Here is a 16,909-nt window from a genome sequence, read left to right as displayed (position 1 = left end):
GACTGATATTACTCACCAATGATAGACACCCTGTTAAGCGAGTACACTACGCTACAGAGGTGAACTATGACCAAACAGAAAATATCAAACTCCAAATCTCGCCAGCGTTATTCCGACGAGTACAAGGCGGAAGCCCTGGCGCTAGCTCAACGTATCGGCGTGAGCGCCGCCGCAAGGCAATTGGGTCAACTTTACAATTGACGCAGTAAAGCGCGGCTGGCGCAGTTTCGTGGCGAAACGGAACAGCAGCTGGCCCAGGAAAACGCCCGCCTGAAGCGTCAGTTGGCTGAACAGGCGGAAGAGCTTGCCGTGTTAAAAAAAGCGGCGGCGTACTTCGCCAAAAGCGTGAAGTGAGGTACGCCTTTATGCACTCTCACACAGGCTTTTTCCGCATCACTTGCATGGCGAGAACGCATCAGGTCTCAATAAGCGCTACTACGTTAGAGCGAAAGCCGCCAGAAAGTTTAAGGCCACCACTCACCCCAGGCATAGCCTGCCTTTGGCGGAAAACCTTCTTCAGCAGGACTTTAATGCAACGGAGATAAATCAAAAATGGGCGGGTGACATCACCTATTTGTGGACGGAAGAAGGTTGGCTGTATCTAGCCGACGTGCTGGACCTGTTCAGCCGTAAAGTCATAGGCTGGGCGATGAGCGAGCGAATGAAATCGGAGCTGGTCTGCGACGCCTTGCGCATGGCGTTGTGGCGTCGACGTCAGCCCAAAGGGGTGATCGTCCATTCAGATCGAGGCTCCCAATATTGCTCAGAAGCCTATCAGACGTTGATTCAGGCGCACGGGCTTCGTTGCAGCATGAGCGGCAAAGGCAATTGCTATGACAATGCCTGTGTGGAAAGCTTCTTTAGTGGAAGCGATTCACGGAGAGCGGTACGCAACCCGACAAGAAATGCGTGAAGCCGTGTTTGAGTATATCGAAGTGGATTACAATCGAACCCGCCTTCACAGCACAAATGGGTATCTCAGCCCAGAAAGTTATGAGGCATCGAAAGTCGCTTAATGACGTGTCTAATCTTTGTGGGCAGGATCAGTTTAGGAGATATGGCCACTGAAACAGGAATAGCTTCTTGGGGTAGACGGAACGATCTTTTCAGGCTCAATCTAAATCTTTCTAGGGCCACTTATCATTCATCGTAGTGAGGAGGAGTTATTGTATAAGGATCAAAGGTGGCAGAGTATAGTAGTTCCAGCAGACAGGAAAGATTATGGATAGATATGATGGAAAAAATAAGTAACTTAAATGAATTTCCAGATTTTCTGCTGGAGAAAATAAGAAAAATTATGCTGGAAGACTGTTTCTTGGCGCGAAACTACTTGCGAGAGATTGTTGATGGCGGGCAGCAAAGGTATGTAAATGCATTTTTTCGTGATGTTGTTCAAGGGAAAGTAAAGGCTAGTGAGTGGAGGCGTAGAAACTGTAGACTAATATCTATTTCAGTTGAAGATATGATGCGTGTTCCTGTTCAGGAGTGGCCGCTAATAAGTAGAGGTCAGGGAAGGTTTATTCAAATCTGGCCTAACCCATCGTTTGATGATGCTGAAACCTTTTCTGGTACGCTAGCGTTATATGATGAAGGCTTAAATTATCTCTCAGAAAAAATCGAGTCTACAATTCCTTACTTTGAGAGATGCCCTGTCTTTGTTAATGATGTAGTAATGTCGGCTAGACGATATATAGCATATAGATTTTATAGATGCTTTTGGGCGAGAGATAATCGCTTCTTGAAAAGCGAAACGGTTGAAGATATGGTTGAATTGGCCTATCCAGGTTTCTCTATGGATACCCTTACAACAGATGCAAGAGTCGCTTTGGCAGGGCTTCTTACCGAGGTGGATAGTTCAAAATATAAAATTAACTATACTCCAGGATTTTGGGGGGATGAAGAACTTTATAAGTAAATTTATGATACAAGTGTATAAGGCCGGTAGTGATAAACACCACTTGTATAGGAGGTAATTTGATCGATTTTCCCTTTGTAAGTAATAAAAATTGAGCTCAGATATTAAGTGCGTCGTTTTCTCTCCTCGCCACTTCCGAGCTCAATTAAATTCATACCGAAAACCTACAAACTCCACCCATTCAGCGCCAACACCCCATTACCCTCATTACAAACAAATTCTCTACTTCCCGGCAGATAGTTAATAGGAAGGTCGCACGGGTATTCGTATAGCAGTGCGCCGCTTTCCAGGTCCCATATGGTGATGGCGTCGCCTTTTTCCGTGGTTGAGAACAGATATTGGTCGTAGTAGAAGGCGTTCATGGTGGGGCCGGCGAACCATTTGATTTGTTCGCCGCTTTTGACGTCGAAGATGGCGGCGCTGGCGAGGGGGACGTCGTAGTCGGTATGCAGGTCCTGGCATCCCCAAATACAGATGCGGTCTTCGTCGATCCAGAAAAAGGGCGAGGACCAGAAGTAATCCCAGCTTGCGTACATGACTTTGGATTCGCCGATGTCCGGCTCCCAGGGGTTGTGGTTAAGCCAGTGCTGCAAGTCCCAGCTGTAGGCGACGCCAACAGGGTGCCATACCCAGCCGATCGTGGCGATGCGTTGGCCGTTCGGCGAGATAACGAGGGCGCCGCTCCATTCACTCATAAAAGTAGCGTCTTCATCATGTTCTGGCGGCGTGTCGGAATGGCGCGGGGTTAGGCATTCTCCCGTTCTCGGGTCGAAGATATCCAGTTGATTCCAGTCGGTGGCGCAGACTAATAAGGTTTTCCCATCTTGCTCAAAAAAAGCAACGGGGAAGTCCGCTTCTTCCATATGGTAGTCGCCAGCGTCAAGCTGCATGAGGATCTCGCCAGAGCTGAGGTCCAGCACTAAGCCTTTATTGGAAGAGCCTTCGTCTGCATGCCGGTATAGCAAAGAGGTGATGGCCAGAAACAGATTGTCAGGACTGATCTTCAGGGTAATTGCCCCAGCGGGATGGATCTGCTCAACAGGTAAGGTTGCGACCTGGACGGATTCGCCATTCTGGAGATTCACGCGCCACAATCCGCCATCATCGGTGAAAAGCATGGCGTCCGTGGGATGGTTCTTTAGCGGCTCAAGGTCAAGAAGGGTGCGTCCGTTTAGTAAGTCGAGATGAATTTCCCGCCGGGTAAAATGGAATGCTTTCGGTTCCCTTTTGATTTCCAGCATGCCTGCTATCGACCAATAACAATTGGCGTCCGCCGCCACAAAACAGTCATCGCACCAATAGCAATATTTAAAGTTTTCCGCATCGGCGCATTCCGCACAAAGATATTCCGCTTGCTCTCCAACTCCGATAAAGCGTTTAACGCCGTTTTTAACTGACATGTCGAAAATATGCGGGCAGACGCAAATGTGCGGGTTGGCGTGGGAACAGTGTTGAGTTGTCATTGTCATCCTTTGAGCAGACTGCATTGAGGCTGGAGTCGATTGCGCTATCAGGCTCTTGGCGAGCGCCCGGGGCGAATAGCGTTAGTTTGGCTAAACTAGCGGCTTGGCCAGCTGGAGTCAATCGCCCTTGAGAGAAGGGCGATTGAGTTTACATCAGGCGGCGCCATGAGCTTCCGGGTTATTCAGACGTATCGTTATCTCATGCAGGCGCGACCAGCTCTGTAATGTCGTCGGCAGTGAGACTGCCGCGTCTCCAAACTGCCAGGAATAGGTGACAATGGAGAACAGGGAGCCTGTTGTTATGCCGACATAGCTACTACAGAGCCAAAGGTTGAGTACGACGAAGGCGGTGATCAGCAAAAAAATCAGACCATAGACAATGGACTGCGCATCGGACAGGCGCACCTGCCAATGTCGTATGGCGTGCAGATGCTTCAGCAACTGTCCCGGCTGGCGGGCGCTTAATATGCTGACTTGGCGCTCCATCTGTGAGTTAAGGCCGCCGTTGAGGCGGAAAAATCGATGATGGAAACACAGATACACCGTCAGCATGGCGACCAGTAGTCCGAGGGCGCTCATCGCCAGGTCCATTGAGAAAGACGACAGAATCATGGCGGAAGCAACCAGCGTGATGACCGCCGCGAATAGTTCCGGCGTGTCCTTTTCAATAAAGTCGACCAGCTCCGTCGCCATATGCAAACGCGCATTGCGAATGGAGACGGACAACGCCTGCTGTCGTTGATCTAATTCTGAGCCCAGTTTGACGCGTATCTTGCTATAGGCGCGGGTGTCATAGAAACGACGCAGGACCGCGATGGTGGTGATCAAAACGAAGGCGCAAACCAGCCAGGCCAGTTGGGTCGAACCGCCGGACAGCATGTCGTCTATCGCCAGTCCGATCAGTAGAGGGATGGCCGCGTCCAGAGCATATTCGAGAAACACCAGTAGCCAGGTGAGTCCAACGCGCCAGCGGAACTCTTTTAATATTCGGCGTAAGCCTATTTCAGGTGCGGCGTTCATTGCGCTGCCCTTTGTTGTTCATCTTGTTGCTCATCACGCAGGTGAGTCCAGCGTGCAGATTTTTTATCGGTGTCATCGTTTCAGGTTGATTAAATAGGTAAGTTGTCATTATTGACAATCTATGTGCGAAAGAATAAATTGTCAATGCTGATAATTTATGTGGGGGGTTTTATGGCGCGGCCAAGTAAAAAGTCGGAAAGAACGGAAGAAATCATGCAGGCCTTTCGGCGCTGTGTGGCCCGATATGGTCTGGAAGGGAGTACGTTGGAGCGTATTGCGGAAGAGTCGGGGCTGCAACGCAGTCTGGTGCGCCATTATGTCGGCAACCGAGAGGATTTAACCCTGCAACTGATCGAGCAAATAGCGGCGCAGTATGACCGTGAGTGGCGAGAAATGCTGAGTGACCTGCCGGCGACAGAAGTCGCGCCAGCATTTCTGCGCATGCTGTTTGAATATGAAGACGATGACAGAGAACGCATGCAATTGGAGTCAGCATTGATATTCGCCGCAAGCCGGGATGCGGCGATCAGCGACGCCATGCGCTCATGGACAGAGCGGTTTTATGGCGATATCGCTGAGATTCTCACACGGGATTATCCCGATACTGACGACGATGCTCTGCAGTCCGTCGCTTTTGGCATCGCCTCTCTGTATTTCAACATAGACTCCATGCAGCCCTTACAGATGGCGGACCGCTACCGCGCCTCCGCGCTTGACGCCGCACGTCGTATGGTGGCGACGTTAGAGTGATTTTTGCGCCAACTCTTCCAGCGTTGCGCAGATTTTCTCCTGTAAATATCCACACAACCTGTGGATATCTCTTTGGAAAACACCGCAATCCCTTTATTCCGTAGGGCTTGCGGGATTTTTTGCATTTTATGATCAGGGTATTTTTTACACGGTGATGACAACGGTAGAAAGGATTTACTCAAGATAGGATTTCAACACTCTCTCATAGGTTGAAAGTCCATCATCGCCGGGGTCATTTTTCAATTGATCCAGGACATGCTGAAAGAGCTGGATCGTCTCATCGGGCGTGTCTTTGTGGAAGGCGAAATAGAGATCTCCCGCGGAGCCGAAACTCCAGACGGGCTCATAATCCTCCACCTTGGCGCCTTGCTGTTTGAGCAGCCATAGTGCGGTTCTTTGTCCATAGGACCACAGGTGGATGCGGCGAAAAATCAGCATACGGGCGGCGATATCCGGATGCGAGACAGTCTGGCGGATATCTTTCGGAATTTTGTAAGCGTCCAACACCTGCTCGCCCATATCGCTGGCGACCGCGACGACTGAGAGGTCATCCAGATCCGATAACTGTTTTACTTCAAAATCACGACGCTTTCTCGCCATAAGCACCACCGGCGACGAGGCGACAGGGCCAACCCAGCGGAACAAGTCTTCGCGATCAGGATTACGACGGGTGCTGAACAGCATCGTATTAGGCTCGTTCAAGACCATACGATATCCCCGCGCCCAGGGATGCACTTGTATGTCTTTGCGCGTCTGTTTTGAGCCGATAATTTGCAGCACCGCTTCCAGCAAGTCCACGGAGCTTCCTTTCAGCTGGCCATTCTCGGTGTAGTTATAGGGAGGCGACTCTTCGGTGATAAACCGAAGCCCGGCGGCAGGGTCCGCAGCAATGGTCAGGCCGGACGGCAGCAAGAATGCGAATGTCAGGAGCAGGCTCCGCCACTTCAACGTCTTTGATATAAACATCAGAACGCCACCTGCTTAGAAGGCGAACGCCGACGCCAGACCAAGATCTCTGCAGCGCCGACAGTAGTTGCTTAAAGTATTGTATCGATATGCGAAAGCGTCAAACGGGCAGGGAAGTGGCGTGCAGCTGGGGGCTAATACCGCAAGCGCTTAAAAACGGAGCGATGTCTTTGAGTGAGAAGTGCGAAAACTCGGTCCTGATTGGAGCAAAAACGGATAAGATTGACCCGCCTTACTTTGAGCTTTTGTTTTTGATGGGTAACTGTGGTTTAAAGGCGCATGATTGCGTAATTTTGAAAGGATAATTCATGAAGAAAGTAGTTTTTCTGGCGTTGTTATCGGCGACGGCCAGCCCGTATCTTCAGGCGGAAACGCTAAGAGAATATGGCGCGATGGGCGACGGCGTAGCGGACGACACGCAGGCGATATTCAACGCCATTGATAATCACCAGCCTGAAATGGGTTTTTTGGATGGCGAGAACCAGACCTATCTGATCAAGAAGAGAGTCGATGTTAATAAAAGCATGGCGATTAAGAACGCCAGATTCTTATTTGCGCCGGACGCCAGCTATCTCGCGAATCCCTCAAACTACAGAGCTTTTTTGATCCGCGGCGCGGCTGAAGCGCCACTGCAGGTCGAGTTGGAAAATATCGCGCTTGTGCGTGGTGGGAATAAGACCTCTGGTTCCATGTCCGACTCTGCTGGAATCTGGATAGACAATGCAAACAGGGTGACCCTGAGTAACGTAGAAGTCAGCGGCAATGGGCGCGGGCCTGGCGTTCTGATTGCTGATTCTGACAACGTGACAATCAACGACCTGTACGTCCACGATATGTTTTGGAGCCCCTGTCGGGAAGATGAAAGCACGCTAACCAAGAATTCACTGCTATCGCGTAAGGACTGGAGTTCTCGCATGATTCATGATCCTGCGAACTGTGGGAGCGACAACCTGATTCGTATTGAGGAGCAAATAGCGGGCTTGCTCATCGTTCGCTCGAATAATATTCGGATTAATAATCCCAGCATTGAAAGAATCTACGCCCACCTAATTGATGGCGCTATGCCATATCAAACGGACGGGATTACTATCGGTTCAAACTTTGATGATCTGGATAAGCAGGCAAATTGCGAACAAAAAACGGACAGGGACGAATTCAATATAGAGATTCGTGGGGCGAAAATAACAGATGTGTGGGAGGGCATTGACTTCACTGGCAATCCGCTCGCGGATATCCTGGTGGATGTCGCATCCATTTCGCGCACCCATGCCTTCGGCGTAAAGTTCGCTAACGGGGCCTCATGCGCCCTGGTTAAAAACGTCACGGTTACAGACAGCGGGCTCTCAGGCTTTGTATTGACGGGGAAGAACAACCCAGACCATTCGGCGCCTGCGCCTCACTCCGTTACCTTTGACAACACCGTTGCGATAAACCCAGGCTCTAATGGGTACTGGCGCGGCGTGGCGAGCATCGCCGGCTACAGAATCATGAACGGGGCGCTGCAGGACCCAACGGACATACGCATCATTAACTCTAAATCCGTTGACACTCAAACTGTGAAAACCATGGATTATGGCTTCTTCTCAGAAGCCTGTGACGCAGCGTTGACGGTCTCCAACCTGGACTCTCTTGGACACAGAATCGAAGGCTTAAAAGAGTCCAGCGGTTCTTGTCGTTGAGTCTAAAACTGGCGGTTTCGGCTTGATGAACGAAATGAAGCTCTGAGCGTTTTGCTCAGAGCTTTGCTTGCTGTGAGTGTGGCGCTGACAACCTTTTCATCCGCCGTATCTTCAAGCGTCTTTTTTAGCTATGACTGGAGGCGGTCGCTGAGAGGCGAAACTTCCATCGTTACCCTCTTTAAGTTTGTTGGATAAATCTTTGGTCGGATAGATCGCACCTCGCCTCTCAATTGTTTCTTGCGCGGCATTCACCCTTAAACTTATTGACTCCAATCAATTTAAAACTGCGTCAACAGTATTCCATACCGATATTAATATAATGCGCGGGCATTAAAATGGCCTCGCCTTTTAGGGGATTGTAGCCATGAAAAGGTATTCATAAAAAATGGCTGTGATTTTTTGGAATGGAGTATTAAGTCCGTTGTATTGACTTAACTCAAAACAATGATGCTACAGCTCTTTTTTTGCACGAAGAAAATAGATGGCTTTTAATATTATTGATGTTTTTCAAGTAATTATGTGAATTTTTGATGGCGTGAGAGGCCGTGTTTCAAACGCTTGACCAAATGGACTAATCCTGATAGATTGCCGCCCGGCTAACCTAGCCGGTAAAAGGATATGGAACGATCCGCATATAAGGAGATACGTTGTTTGGTCTGGCATAGGCTTATATTTATAAGTTGATGTATATGCCTGATCCCCGCCTTTTATACATATAAAACAATGGCTACGCATAATATCTGAACAGTTAAACGGAAAGATATAAATACTGATTTATTTAGGTTAAAAGGAGTTATAACCGTGAACAAAAACACGCTTAAACGGGCTATTACATTTTCTGTCTCCACTCTGGCGCTGAGCGTCTCCGCCGTCACCTTGGCCGACGTTTCCGGTCAGGACGCACAGTACGTTCGCGACTACCTGGAGCGTTTCCACGCCAACCCTGCCGCAGTCATGGACGAAGTGCCTGTCAAAGAAGCCGCCAACGGCGATCTGGCTATGCCAGTATTCAGTGACGAAGCAATTCTCTCCGGCGACTTCGTAGAAGATAAGGATGAACTGCGCAGAGACCTGTTGAATGGTTCCCGCAGCAACGGCTTCATGATGATGCGCTCTATGGAGCTCAGCAACGACAATGCTGCGCGCCTGGTGGACAACGGCGACCAACTGATTGGCAACGTTCACGAAATGGATACTGCGAATCTGACTAAAGCCTCCCTGGCCAGCCAGCCTTGGTCCGACGACTACTGGGGTCTTTACAAAGGCGCACTGGGCATTCGCTACGCCGATCCCAAGCTGAATGATTCCTGGCCGTCCAACTGGTACGATCACTGGATTTTCGCGACCAGCACTCACAAGCCGCAAGAATATATCGACGCAGGCGAAATCGATAACCTGTCTCCGTCTGAAAAGTACGACTTGCTGGTGGGCGACTCCAACTTCACTCTGACTCAGAAAATGTGGGAGTCCGGTAAAGGCTACTGGGATCGTTACGGTTCCGTTGAAGCCTGGATGGGTCTGTGCCACGGTTGGGCTCCTGCCGCCTACATGCTGCCGCGTCCATCTAGCTCCATCACTGTTAAGTCGCCAGAAGGCAAGGACATCAAGTTCTTCCCATCCGACATCAAAGCATTGGGTACATTGTTGTGGGCGGAAGCGTCCCCAGGCGTGCGCTTCATCGGCGGACGTTGTAACTCCAAAGATCCCGGCAAAGATGAAAACGGCCGTATCCTGGATCAAGCCTGTTTCGACAGCAACCCAGGCAGCTGGCACAAAGCGGTGGTCAACCAGATCGGCGTAAGCAAGCGCAGCTTCGTTATCGATGCGACATTCGATTATGAAGTATGGAACCAGCCAGTATTGAAGTACGAATACACTTACTTCAACCCGCAAACTGGCGCTTCCTACAACACGGCGCAAGAAGCGGTTATCGCCATGAGCGATTACACACAGGACAAGTTCTCCAAGTATCGCGCTCAGGAAGCGAAGCAAGTCGTCGGCGTTCAGATGAAGCTGACTTACATCGTGGAAACCAGCCCGACTCACAGAGACAAAGACTATCCGTCATACGACCGTACTTACACTGTTCGTTACGTGTATGACCTGGAGCTGGATTCCAACGGCGACATCATTGGCGGCGAGTGGTACAACAACCGTCACCCTGACTTCCTGTGGACACCTGGACCTGGCGCGCACGCTGTCTCTTACTACAACCCGACTGGTTCCACCAGCGAGACCAAGACAGAGCAAAAAGCGGGCGTAATCGAGCAGAACAAGTGGGCGTTCTACGGTCCGTTCACCACCACTGGCTCCTTCAAAGTCACCATGACTGGCGACAGCGATGCGGACCTGTACGTGAACAAAGGCGCCCAGCCAAGCGACACTACCTATCAGTGCCGTCCATATCAGGAAGGCTCTAACGAGGAGTGCTCTGCAAACGAAGCGGGAACTTACTACGTTGGCGTTAAAGGCTACAACAACAGCTCCAACTACAACCTGAACATTCAATACACCCAAGGCGGCTCTGGCTGGGCGAAAGGACAACCTATTCCTTCCAGCTGGAAAACCAACGCGAAAAATGCGGCAGGTTACAGCCAGCCTCTGACCACTATCGTTGAGCAACTGTTCAACTGGTCTGCGGAGTAATTCGACGTACTCGCTACGTTATTCATGAATGCATGAGAGGGTCCGGTATTTAAGTCCGGGCTATTTTCCGGGGCGCAATTTTGCGCCCCTTTTTTTGTTCTTTTCACGGCGGTTTTGAGCTTTGATGACCGGCGTATTGCGGTTTCCATAAAGCTTGTCCATGTTTTGTGTTTTTGTTAGAAGTCCTAGGCAAAATTCGCTAGAGTGCTCTACTTTGGAGCAGCCCCTCTGATTAACGTCGCCCCCTGGCGGATGCCGGGTTCACGGCGACTTCAACATATCTGTGTTCATTAATTAACTTCTTGTGTAATTCGCATGGCAAAGAAATCGCGTCGTCCTGCTGTGGTGGGAGTGGTCATTTTTGTTGTTTTGGCCGCTGTCGGCTGGAACGCTCAGAGTTGGTTCGAGCCTGAGCCCGTTGAATACGTTACCGCCCCTGTGGAAAAGCGGGATATAGAGCAAACGGTGCTGGCCACCGGCGTCCTGGAAGGCGCCAAGCAAGTGGCGGTGGGCGCTCAGGTTACCGGGCAGTTGAAGTCCATGAACGTCTCTGTCGGCGATAGGGTGGCCAAAGGCCAACTGCTGGCGGAAATCGATCCGGTGTTACAGCGCAATGAGTTGAACCGCGCCATGGCGGAATTGAAAAACGCCAAGGCGTCGCGGCGGTCCCGTGAGGCCATGCTGCGTTACTACGAGCTGGAGTTTAAACGCCAGCGTGAAATGAACGCCCAGGCGGCCGCGTCCGTGTCCGAGCTGGAAAACGCACGCGCCCAGCTGGAAAGCGCGAAGGCCGACATTGAAGCGCTGGAGGCCCAGATCAGTCAGGCGGAAATCCAGGTTGAAACCGCGAAGGCTAATCTCGGATTCACCAAGATCGTGGCGCCGATGGACGGCGTGGTGATCGCCACTAAATTCGAGCAGGGACAAACCTTGGTATCGACCCAGGAGGCGCCGACACTGCTGATCCTCGCAAACCTGGACACGATGACGGTGAAGGCGCAAATATCTGAGGCGGACGTCACCAAAGTGAAGTCCGGCCAGGAGGCGAACTTCACGGTTCTGGGCGATCCGGATCGTCAATACAGTGGCGTTCTGCGCACCATCAAGCTGGCCCCGGACAATATTTCCGATAACGGCTCCGTCAGTAACTCCACCACCGCCGTCTATTACAGCGGTGTGCTGGAAGCGCCGAATCCCGACTACTCCCTGCGAGTAGCCATGACGGCGCAAGTGTCCATCATTATTAATAGACAATCGCAAACGCTGAGCATTCCTATTTCGGCGTTAGATCCCGACCAGGAGATCAGCGGCGCAGAGCACAAAGTGCGTGTGCTGGTGAACGGCCAGCCGGAAGACCGAACCATTGAAACCGGCATCCGCGACAATGTTTACGTGCAGGTGCTGTCCGGTTTGAATGATGGAGACAATGTGATCCTCGGCGATAGCCTGTCAGTTCCGGCAGACGGTGAAACCTCTGTTGTTATCGGAGGCTAGCTCGCTGTATGAAGGAGCCTTTGATTGAAATAAGCGCCCTGAACAGGATTTTCCAGGCAGGGGAGCAGCAGGTCGCCGTGCTGAAAGACGTGGACCTGAAGATCTATCCGGGTGAAATAGTCGCCATAATGGGGACATCGGGGTCGGGGAAATCGACCTTGATGAATATCCTGGGATGCCTGGACCGCCCGAGCAGCGGCAGCTATAGAATCAGCGGGAGGGAAACCAGGGAGCTGGATGACGATGAGCTCGCCGCCCTGCGCCGCAATCACTTCGGTTTTATCTTTCAGCGCTATCATCTGCTGTCGCACCTGGATGCGTTAGGCAATGCGGAGTTGGCGGCGGTGTACGCCGGCGTCTCCAAAAGCTCACGTCGGGAGCGGGCGCACATGTTGCTGTCGCGCCTGGGGTTGGAGGAGCGGTGTGAGCATAAGCCCAGTCAGCTTTCCGGTGGTCAGCAGCAGCGGGTGAGCATCGCCAGAGCCCTGATGAACGGCGGCGAAGTCATTCTGGCGGACGAGCCTACTGGCGCGTTGGATACGCGCAGTGGCCAGGAAGTCATGACGGTGTTGCGAGAGCTGCATCAGCAGGGGCATACGGTCATTATCGTGACCCATGATCCGCAAGTGGCGGCGAAAGCAGAACGAATCATTGAGATTCAGGACGGCGAAATTATTGCTGACCGGGTGAATCCCGTTTCGGAATCGGAGGCGTCCGCGTCGTTGGCAACCGACGCTATTTCGGCGACGGGTGGTAAAGAGGCGCGAGGCGCCTGGCTGGGGCGTTTCACTGAAGCATTTAAAATGGCCTGGATCGCCATGACCTCTCACAGGCTGCGAACACTGTTGACCATGCTCGGCATTATTATCGGCATCACCGCCGTGGTGAGTATTGTCGCCATCGGCGAAGGCGCCAAGCAGAAAGTCATCAGCGACATCAATTCCATTGGCGTCAACACCATCGAGATTTTTCCCGGTAAGGATTGGGGAGATGAGCGAGCCGCCGCCATTGATACCTTGGTGGCCGCCGACGTGGAGGCGTTGCAGGCGCAGCCCTTTGTCGACAGCGTGACGCCCAGCATTGCCAACAGTCAGCAACTGCGCTACCGCAATGTCGCCGCCAATGTGAACGTGAATGCAGTCGGCGAGCAGTACTTCCGCGTAAAAGGACTGGTTGTTGCGGAAGGCCGGCCGCTGCTGCGGGAAGATATTCGCACACAGGCGCAGGTGGTGGTGATCGACAATAATACCCGCAAGAAGCTGTTCGCGGGTGGCGATGACCCCATTGGCAAGGTGATTTTGATCGGCGCCTCGCCCTGGACCGTGATCGGCGTGGCGGAAGACAAAAACGATATGTTCGGAGGCGGCGGCAATCTCTCAGTGTGGATGCCATACAGTTCCGCGACGACTCGTCTGATTGGCAGGCAGAATTTCAGTTCCATTATTGTTCGCACGCCGGACGGGCTTTCCAGCGCCGTGGCGGAGCAAGGCATCATTCGTTTGCTGACCCTGCGCCATGGCGTGAAGGACTTTTTCACGTTCAGCACCGACAGTATTTTGAAGGCGGTCGAGAAAACCACCACCACTTTGACCCTGTTGGTGTCCTCCATCGCCGTCATTTCTTTGATCGTCGGCGGCATAGGCGTCATGAATATCATGCTGGTGTCAGTCACTGAACGTACTCGTGAGATTGGCATCCGCATGGCGGTCGGCGCCCGGCAGAGCGATATATTGCAACAGTTCCTCATTGAAGCCGTGATGGTGTGTCTGATCGGCGGCGGCATCGGTATTTTGCTGTCTTTCGGCGTGGGCGGTCTGTTCTCGTTGCTGGTGCAGGATATGCAGATGTCATTTTCCGTCACTGCGATCGTCTCTGCGGTGGTTTGCTCCTCCCTGATCGGCGTGCTTTTCGGCTTTTTGCCTGCGCGAAATGCGGCGCGGCTGGACCCGATTGAAGCCTTGGCGCGGGAGTGATTGATGTACGGTAATCGCATGAAGTTTGGAGTAAAGCGAGTGAGTTCCATAAACGCGGGCGGGAAAAAACACATAGCTCTTTTGTTGCTGTCCTCCATGCTGTTGACGGGGTGTGAAGGCTTGGCGCGCTCGCAATATACGCGGCCGCAATTGGAGCTGCCCGCCTCCTGGAGCTATGCGCCAGTGAATGGAGAGCAGACGTTGGCGTCCGAGCAATGGTGGCGGGCGTTTCAGGATCAGGAATTGAATGGCTTGATCGAACGGGCGCTGCAGAGTAACAGCGACATGGCGTTGGCGGCGTTGAAAGTGCGTCAGGCCCGACTGCGCGCAGGCATCGCAGACGGCAATCTGACGCCGGATGTCACCGCGCAGTTCAGCGCTTCCCGGGAGCGCAATATTGACGCTCATACCAGCAGTAAATCCGTTGGCGCTTCTCTTGGATTGAGCTATGAGATTGATCTGTGGGGGAAGCTGTCCAGCGCTCGCGACACAGCTCATTGGGAAGCGATGGCGACCGAGCAGGACAGGGCGGGCGCCGCGTTGGCGTTGATCGGGACCACTGCGAATCTGTATTGGCGTCTGGCCTATCTGAATGAATCTATCGCCGCGAGCGAGGCGTCGCTGGCATACACGGCCAAAGCGTTGGAACTGGCTCAAGTGAAACATCGTAGCGGCGCGGTCTCCAATCTGGACTTGATTCAGGCTGAGCAGAATCTGGCGAGCCAGCGCGCTTCGTTGACCACACTGCTGCAGGACAAAGTGGAAGCGCAAAACGCCCTGGCGATTCTGTTTGATCAGGCGCCGGAAAATACCGTGCCTGACCCCAAAACTCTGCCCGCAATGGCGATGCCCACTTTGCCTTTGGCGACCCCTGCTGCATTGCTGGCGCGAAGGCCGGACATGCAGGCGGCGGAGATGCGTTTGCGCAGCGCTCTGGCTGATACGGACCATAGTCGCACCAGTTATTATCCCAGCTTCAGCCTGACCGGATCGCTGGCGACAGGCGGTTCGGAACTGGCGGATATCTTGCGCAATCCCGTTGCGTCCTTGGGGGCGGGACTCAGTCTGCCGTTCCTGCAGTGGCGGCAGACGCAATTGAATATTCAGGTCTCCGAGGCAGCCTATGAGCAGGCGGTGATTGAGTTCAGGCAGAAACTCTATTCATCGTTGGCGGAGGTGGAAAATAAGCTATCCGCCAGAACACAACTGATGGCCCAGGAAGACGCATTGCGCACTTCGTTCAAGTTGGCTTCTGAAGCCGAGCGTCTGGCGGAGGTCCGTTATCGCTCCGGCGCCACAGGCGTGCAAGCCTGGCTGGATCAGCAGGAAACGCGGCGCTCTGCGCAATTGCAGCTCACTGCGAACCGTCTGGCCCAATTGCAGAATATGATGGCGTTGTATCAGGCGCTGGGCGGTGGGTTCGCAGAGAAACTCGATTAACTGGCGGAGCGGGTTTTGGTCAGCGCTCGCAGTTCTGCAAATGCGTCGACAAAGTAGCCGGCCAGTTTGTCCGGGTCGGGTATCAGCCCCTGATCTACCGCGACGCCGAACTGAATTGCTCCGTCATAGCTGATAATGCTGAGGCTGATGCCGACCTCTCCAGATTGCGGCGCCCAAATCATGGGCGTCAGTAATTTGCTGCCCGCCAGATATAGCGCTTGTTTGGGGCCAGGCACATTGGTGATCACTACAGACGCTTTTCTGCTTAGCATCTCCAATGCCGTTTGCTCCAGAAAGTCCGGGCCTTTGCCAAGCAACCCCAGTAATCCGTAAAACGCTTTCGCCTGTTGAGAATGCTTAAGCGCCAGCATATCGCGGCGCACTGCTTCAAAACGTTCCGCCACGTCATGAACTCCGATCGGCAATGGCGCAATCACTAGGCCGAACTGATTTCCCAGAGCATCGGCCGGCTCTTCCGGTGGGCGCAGGTTGAAAGGTACGGCGGCGTGAATTGTTTCCACATCCAGCTCAATGCAGCGTTCCACCAGATAACGCCGCAAAGCGCCGGTAGCCGCGCACAACAGCACATCATTGATGGTCGCTTTCAGAGCCTGCGCAGTCTGCTTTACTTGTGGAAAGTTTAATGGCTGCGCCCATGCGAGGCGCTTTCTCCCACTTAGATCGCCTTTAAAACAGGTGGCTGGATCAGCTGGCAGCGCGGCGACGCGGGCGACCTCCGACCCCATTGCGACGCCTTGGCGCGCTATTGCCAGGAGTTGCTCTGGATGGCGCGCCAGAGACTTGCCTTCTTCTATTATTTCCTGCCCGATATGCATGGCGTTATGCAGGGCCTTGGCGGCGACGCCACTCCAAGAGGCGGGTTTTGATATCGGGTTAACCTGTTGAGGCGCTGAGCAGCCGTCTTTTTGATCCGCTAAGGACAGCAGGACCCGGGTCAACGCAATGCCGTCCGCGATACAGTGATGAACTCGAATAATCATCGCGGAGCCGCTCTGGTAACGGTCGACCAAATGTACTTGCCAGAGCGGTTTGCTGAAATCCAGCGGCGTGCTGCTGATATCGCTGGCTAGATCTTGCAGATCCTGCTGACTTCCCACGCCGGGTAGTCCAACTAAATGCACATGATTGTCGATATTAAAGTTGGCGTCGTCGCGCCAGAAGCAGCCATGTTCGGTTTTATGCACTGTCTGTCGGAAGCGGGGCAGGGGCAGTAAACGCTGGGTGAATAATTGTTTGAGTTCGCTGGCATGGACGGGATTTTCCATAACCAGCACAATGCAGATCATCATCAGGTTGGCGGGACGCTCCATGCGCAACCAGGCGGTGTCTACCGCCGACATCGGCTCTCCATGTGATTTCATAGCCGCCTCGTCAAAGCTGTCCGTGACTAAATAAGGTTAGATTCGGCGTTATGCGTTGTCGACGGAATACGGTCGTGCGCAAACGCTTGCTTTGACGGGTAAGTATGGTAGGGGAGTGGCGTTAGCTCAACCCGATACGGCAATGAAGTGTGAGAAAGGAGAGAATCAGGATAAGAACGTC

The 16,909-nt window shown here is 52.8% G+C and carries 11 protein-coding genes and 1 pseudogene; 8 read left to right on the top strand and 4 right to left on the bottom strand.

Annotated elements, in window-relative coordinates; translation table 11 throughout:
* Positions 1-66 precede the first annotated feature (66 nt).
* Both ACQYWX_RS25155 and ACQYWX_RS25150 read left to right on the top strand, forming a co-directional pair.
* Positions 67-1,016 (top strand): annotated as a pseudogene (locus tag ACQYWX_RS25155) (IS3 family transposase).
* 167 nt (positions 1,017-1,183) lie between these two features.
* A complete protein-coding gene (locus ACQYWX_RS25150; RefSeq protein ID WP_431686763.1) occupies positions 1,184-1,915 on the top strand; it encodes a hypothetical protein in 732 nt (243 codons plus the stop codon).
* 164 nt (positions 1,916-2,079) lie between these two features.
* On the opposite strand, the gene ACQYWX_RS25145 is transcribed toward ACQYWX_RS25150, so the two are convergent.
* The gene (locus ACQYWX_RS25145; RefSeq protein ID WP_431686762.1) at positions 2,080-3,378 is read right to left on the bottom strand and encodes a WD40 repeat domain-containing protein; all 1,299 of its coding nucleotides are present in this window, start codon (positions 3,376-3,378) and stop codon (positions 2,080-2,082) included.
* 153 nt (positions 3,379-3,531) lie between these two features.
* Positions 3,532-4,398 (bottom strand): ABC transporter six-transmembrane domain-containing protein, encoded by an 867-nt coding sequence (locus ACQYWX_RS25140; RefSeq protein WP_431686761.1) that lies wholly within the window; start codon positions 4,396-4,398, stop codon positions 3,532-3,534.
* 171 nt (positions 4,399-4,569) lie between these two features.
* Between ACQYWX_RS25140 and ACQYWX_RS25135 the strand changes: the two genes are divergently transcribed.
* Positions 4,570-5,148: a TetR/AcrR family transcriptional regulator gene (locus ACQYWX_RS25135; RefSeq protein WP_431686760.1), complete on the top strand. Its 579-nt coding sequence runs from the start codon at positions 4,570-4,572 to the stop codon at positions 5,146-5,148.
* Between the two features lie 174 nt (positions 5,149-5,322).
* On the opposite strand, the gene ACQYWX_RS25130 is transcribed toward ACQYWX_RS25135, so the two are convergent.
* On the bottom strand, positions 5,323-6,114 hold the full coding sequence (locus tag ACQYWX_RS25130; protein ID WP_216736890.1) for a substrate-binding periplasmic protein: 792 nt from the start codon (positions 6,112-6,114) through the stop codon (positions 5,323-5,325).
* A gap of 308 nt (positions 6,115-6,422) precedes the next feature.
* Between ACQYWX_RS25130 and ACQYWX_RS25125 the strand changes: the two genes are divergently transcribed.
* The 5 genes from ACQYWX_RS25125 (at position 6,423) to ACQYWX_RS25105 (ending at position 15,346) form a co-directional block, all read left to right on the top strand.
* Complete coding sequence (locus ACQYWX_RS25125; RefSeq protein ID WP_431686759.1) at positions 6,423-7,793, top strand: hypothetical protein; 1,371 nt, start codon at positions 6,423-6,425, stop codon at positions 7,791-7,793.
* A gap of 801 nt (positions 7,794-8,594) precedes the next feature.
* Positions 8,595-10,439 carry a pre-peptidase C-terminal domain-containing protein gene (locus tag ACQYWX_RS25120; RefSeq protein ID WP_216736892.1) on the top strand — a complete coding sequence of 615 codons (1,845 nt, stop codon included), beginning with the start codon at positions 8,595-8,597 and terminating at the stop codon, positions 10,437-10,439.
* 315 nt (positions 10,440-10,754) lie between these two features.
* Positions 10,755-11,933 carry an efflux RND transporter periplasmic adaptor subunit gene (locus ACQYWX_RS25115; RefSeq protein WP_431686758.1) on the top strand — a complete coding sequence of 393 codons (1,179 nt, stop codon included), beginning with the start codon at positions 10,755-10,757 and terminating at the stop codon, positions 11,931-11,933.
* Between the two features lie 8 nt (positions 11,934-11,941).
* Complete coding sequence (locus tag ACQYWX_RS25110; protein ID WP_431686757.1) at positions 11,942-13,906, top strand: MacB family efflux pump subunit; 1,965 nt, start codon at positions 11,942-11,944, stop codon at positions 13,904-13,906.
* A gap of 39 nt (positions 13,907-13,945) precedes the next feature.
* Positions 13,946-15,346, top strand: coding sequence for an efflux transporter outer membrane subunit (locus ACQYWX_RS25105; protein ID WP_431686756.1), 1,401 nt, complete (start codon positions 13,946-13,948; stop codon positions 15,344-15,346).
* Here ACQYWX_RS25105 and ACQYWX_RS25100 read toward each other — a convergent pair.
* Entirely contained in the window at positions 15,343-16,728 is a 1,386-nt protein-coding gene (locus ACQYWX_RS25100) for a WS/DGAT/MGAT family O-acyltransferase (protein ID WP_431686755.1), read from the bottom strand. The genes ACQYWX_RS25105 and ACQYWX_RS25100 overlap by 4 nt on opposite strands.
* Positions 16,729-16,909: the final 181 nt, after the last annotated feature.

Source organism: Hahella sp. NBU794, from assembly GCF_050749805.1.
Classification (GTDB): domain Bacteria; phylum Pseudomonadota; class Gammaproteobacteria; order Pseudomonadales; family Oleiphilaceae; genus Hahella.
This window is presented reverse-complemented; position numbering and strand designations above follow the sequence as displayed.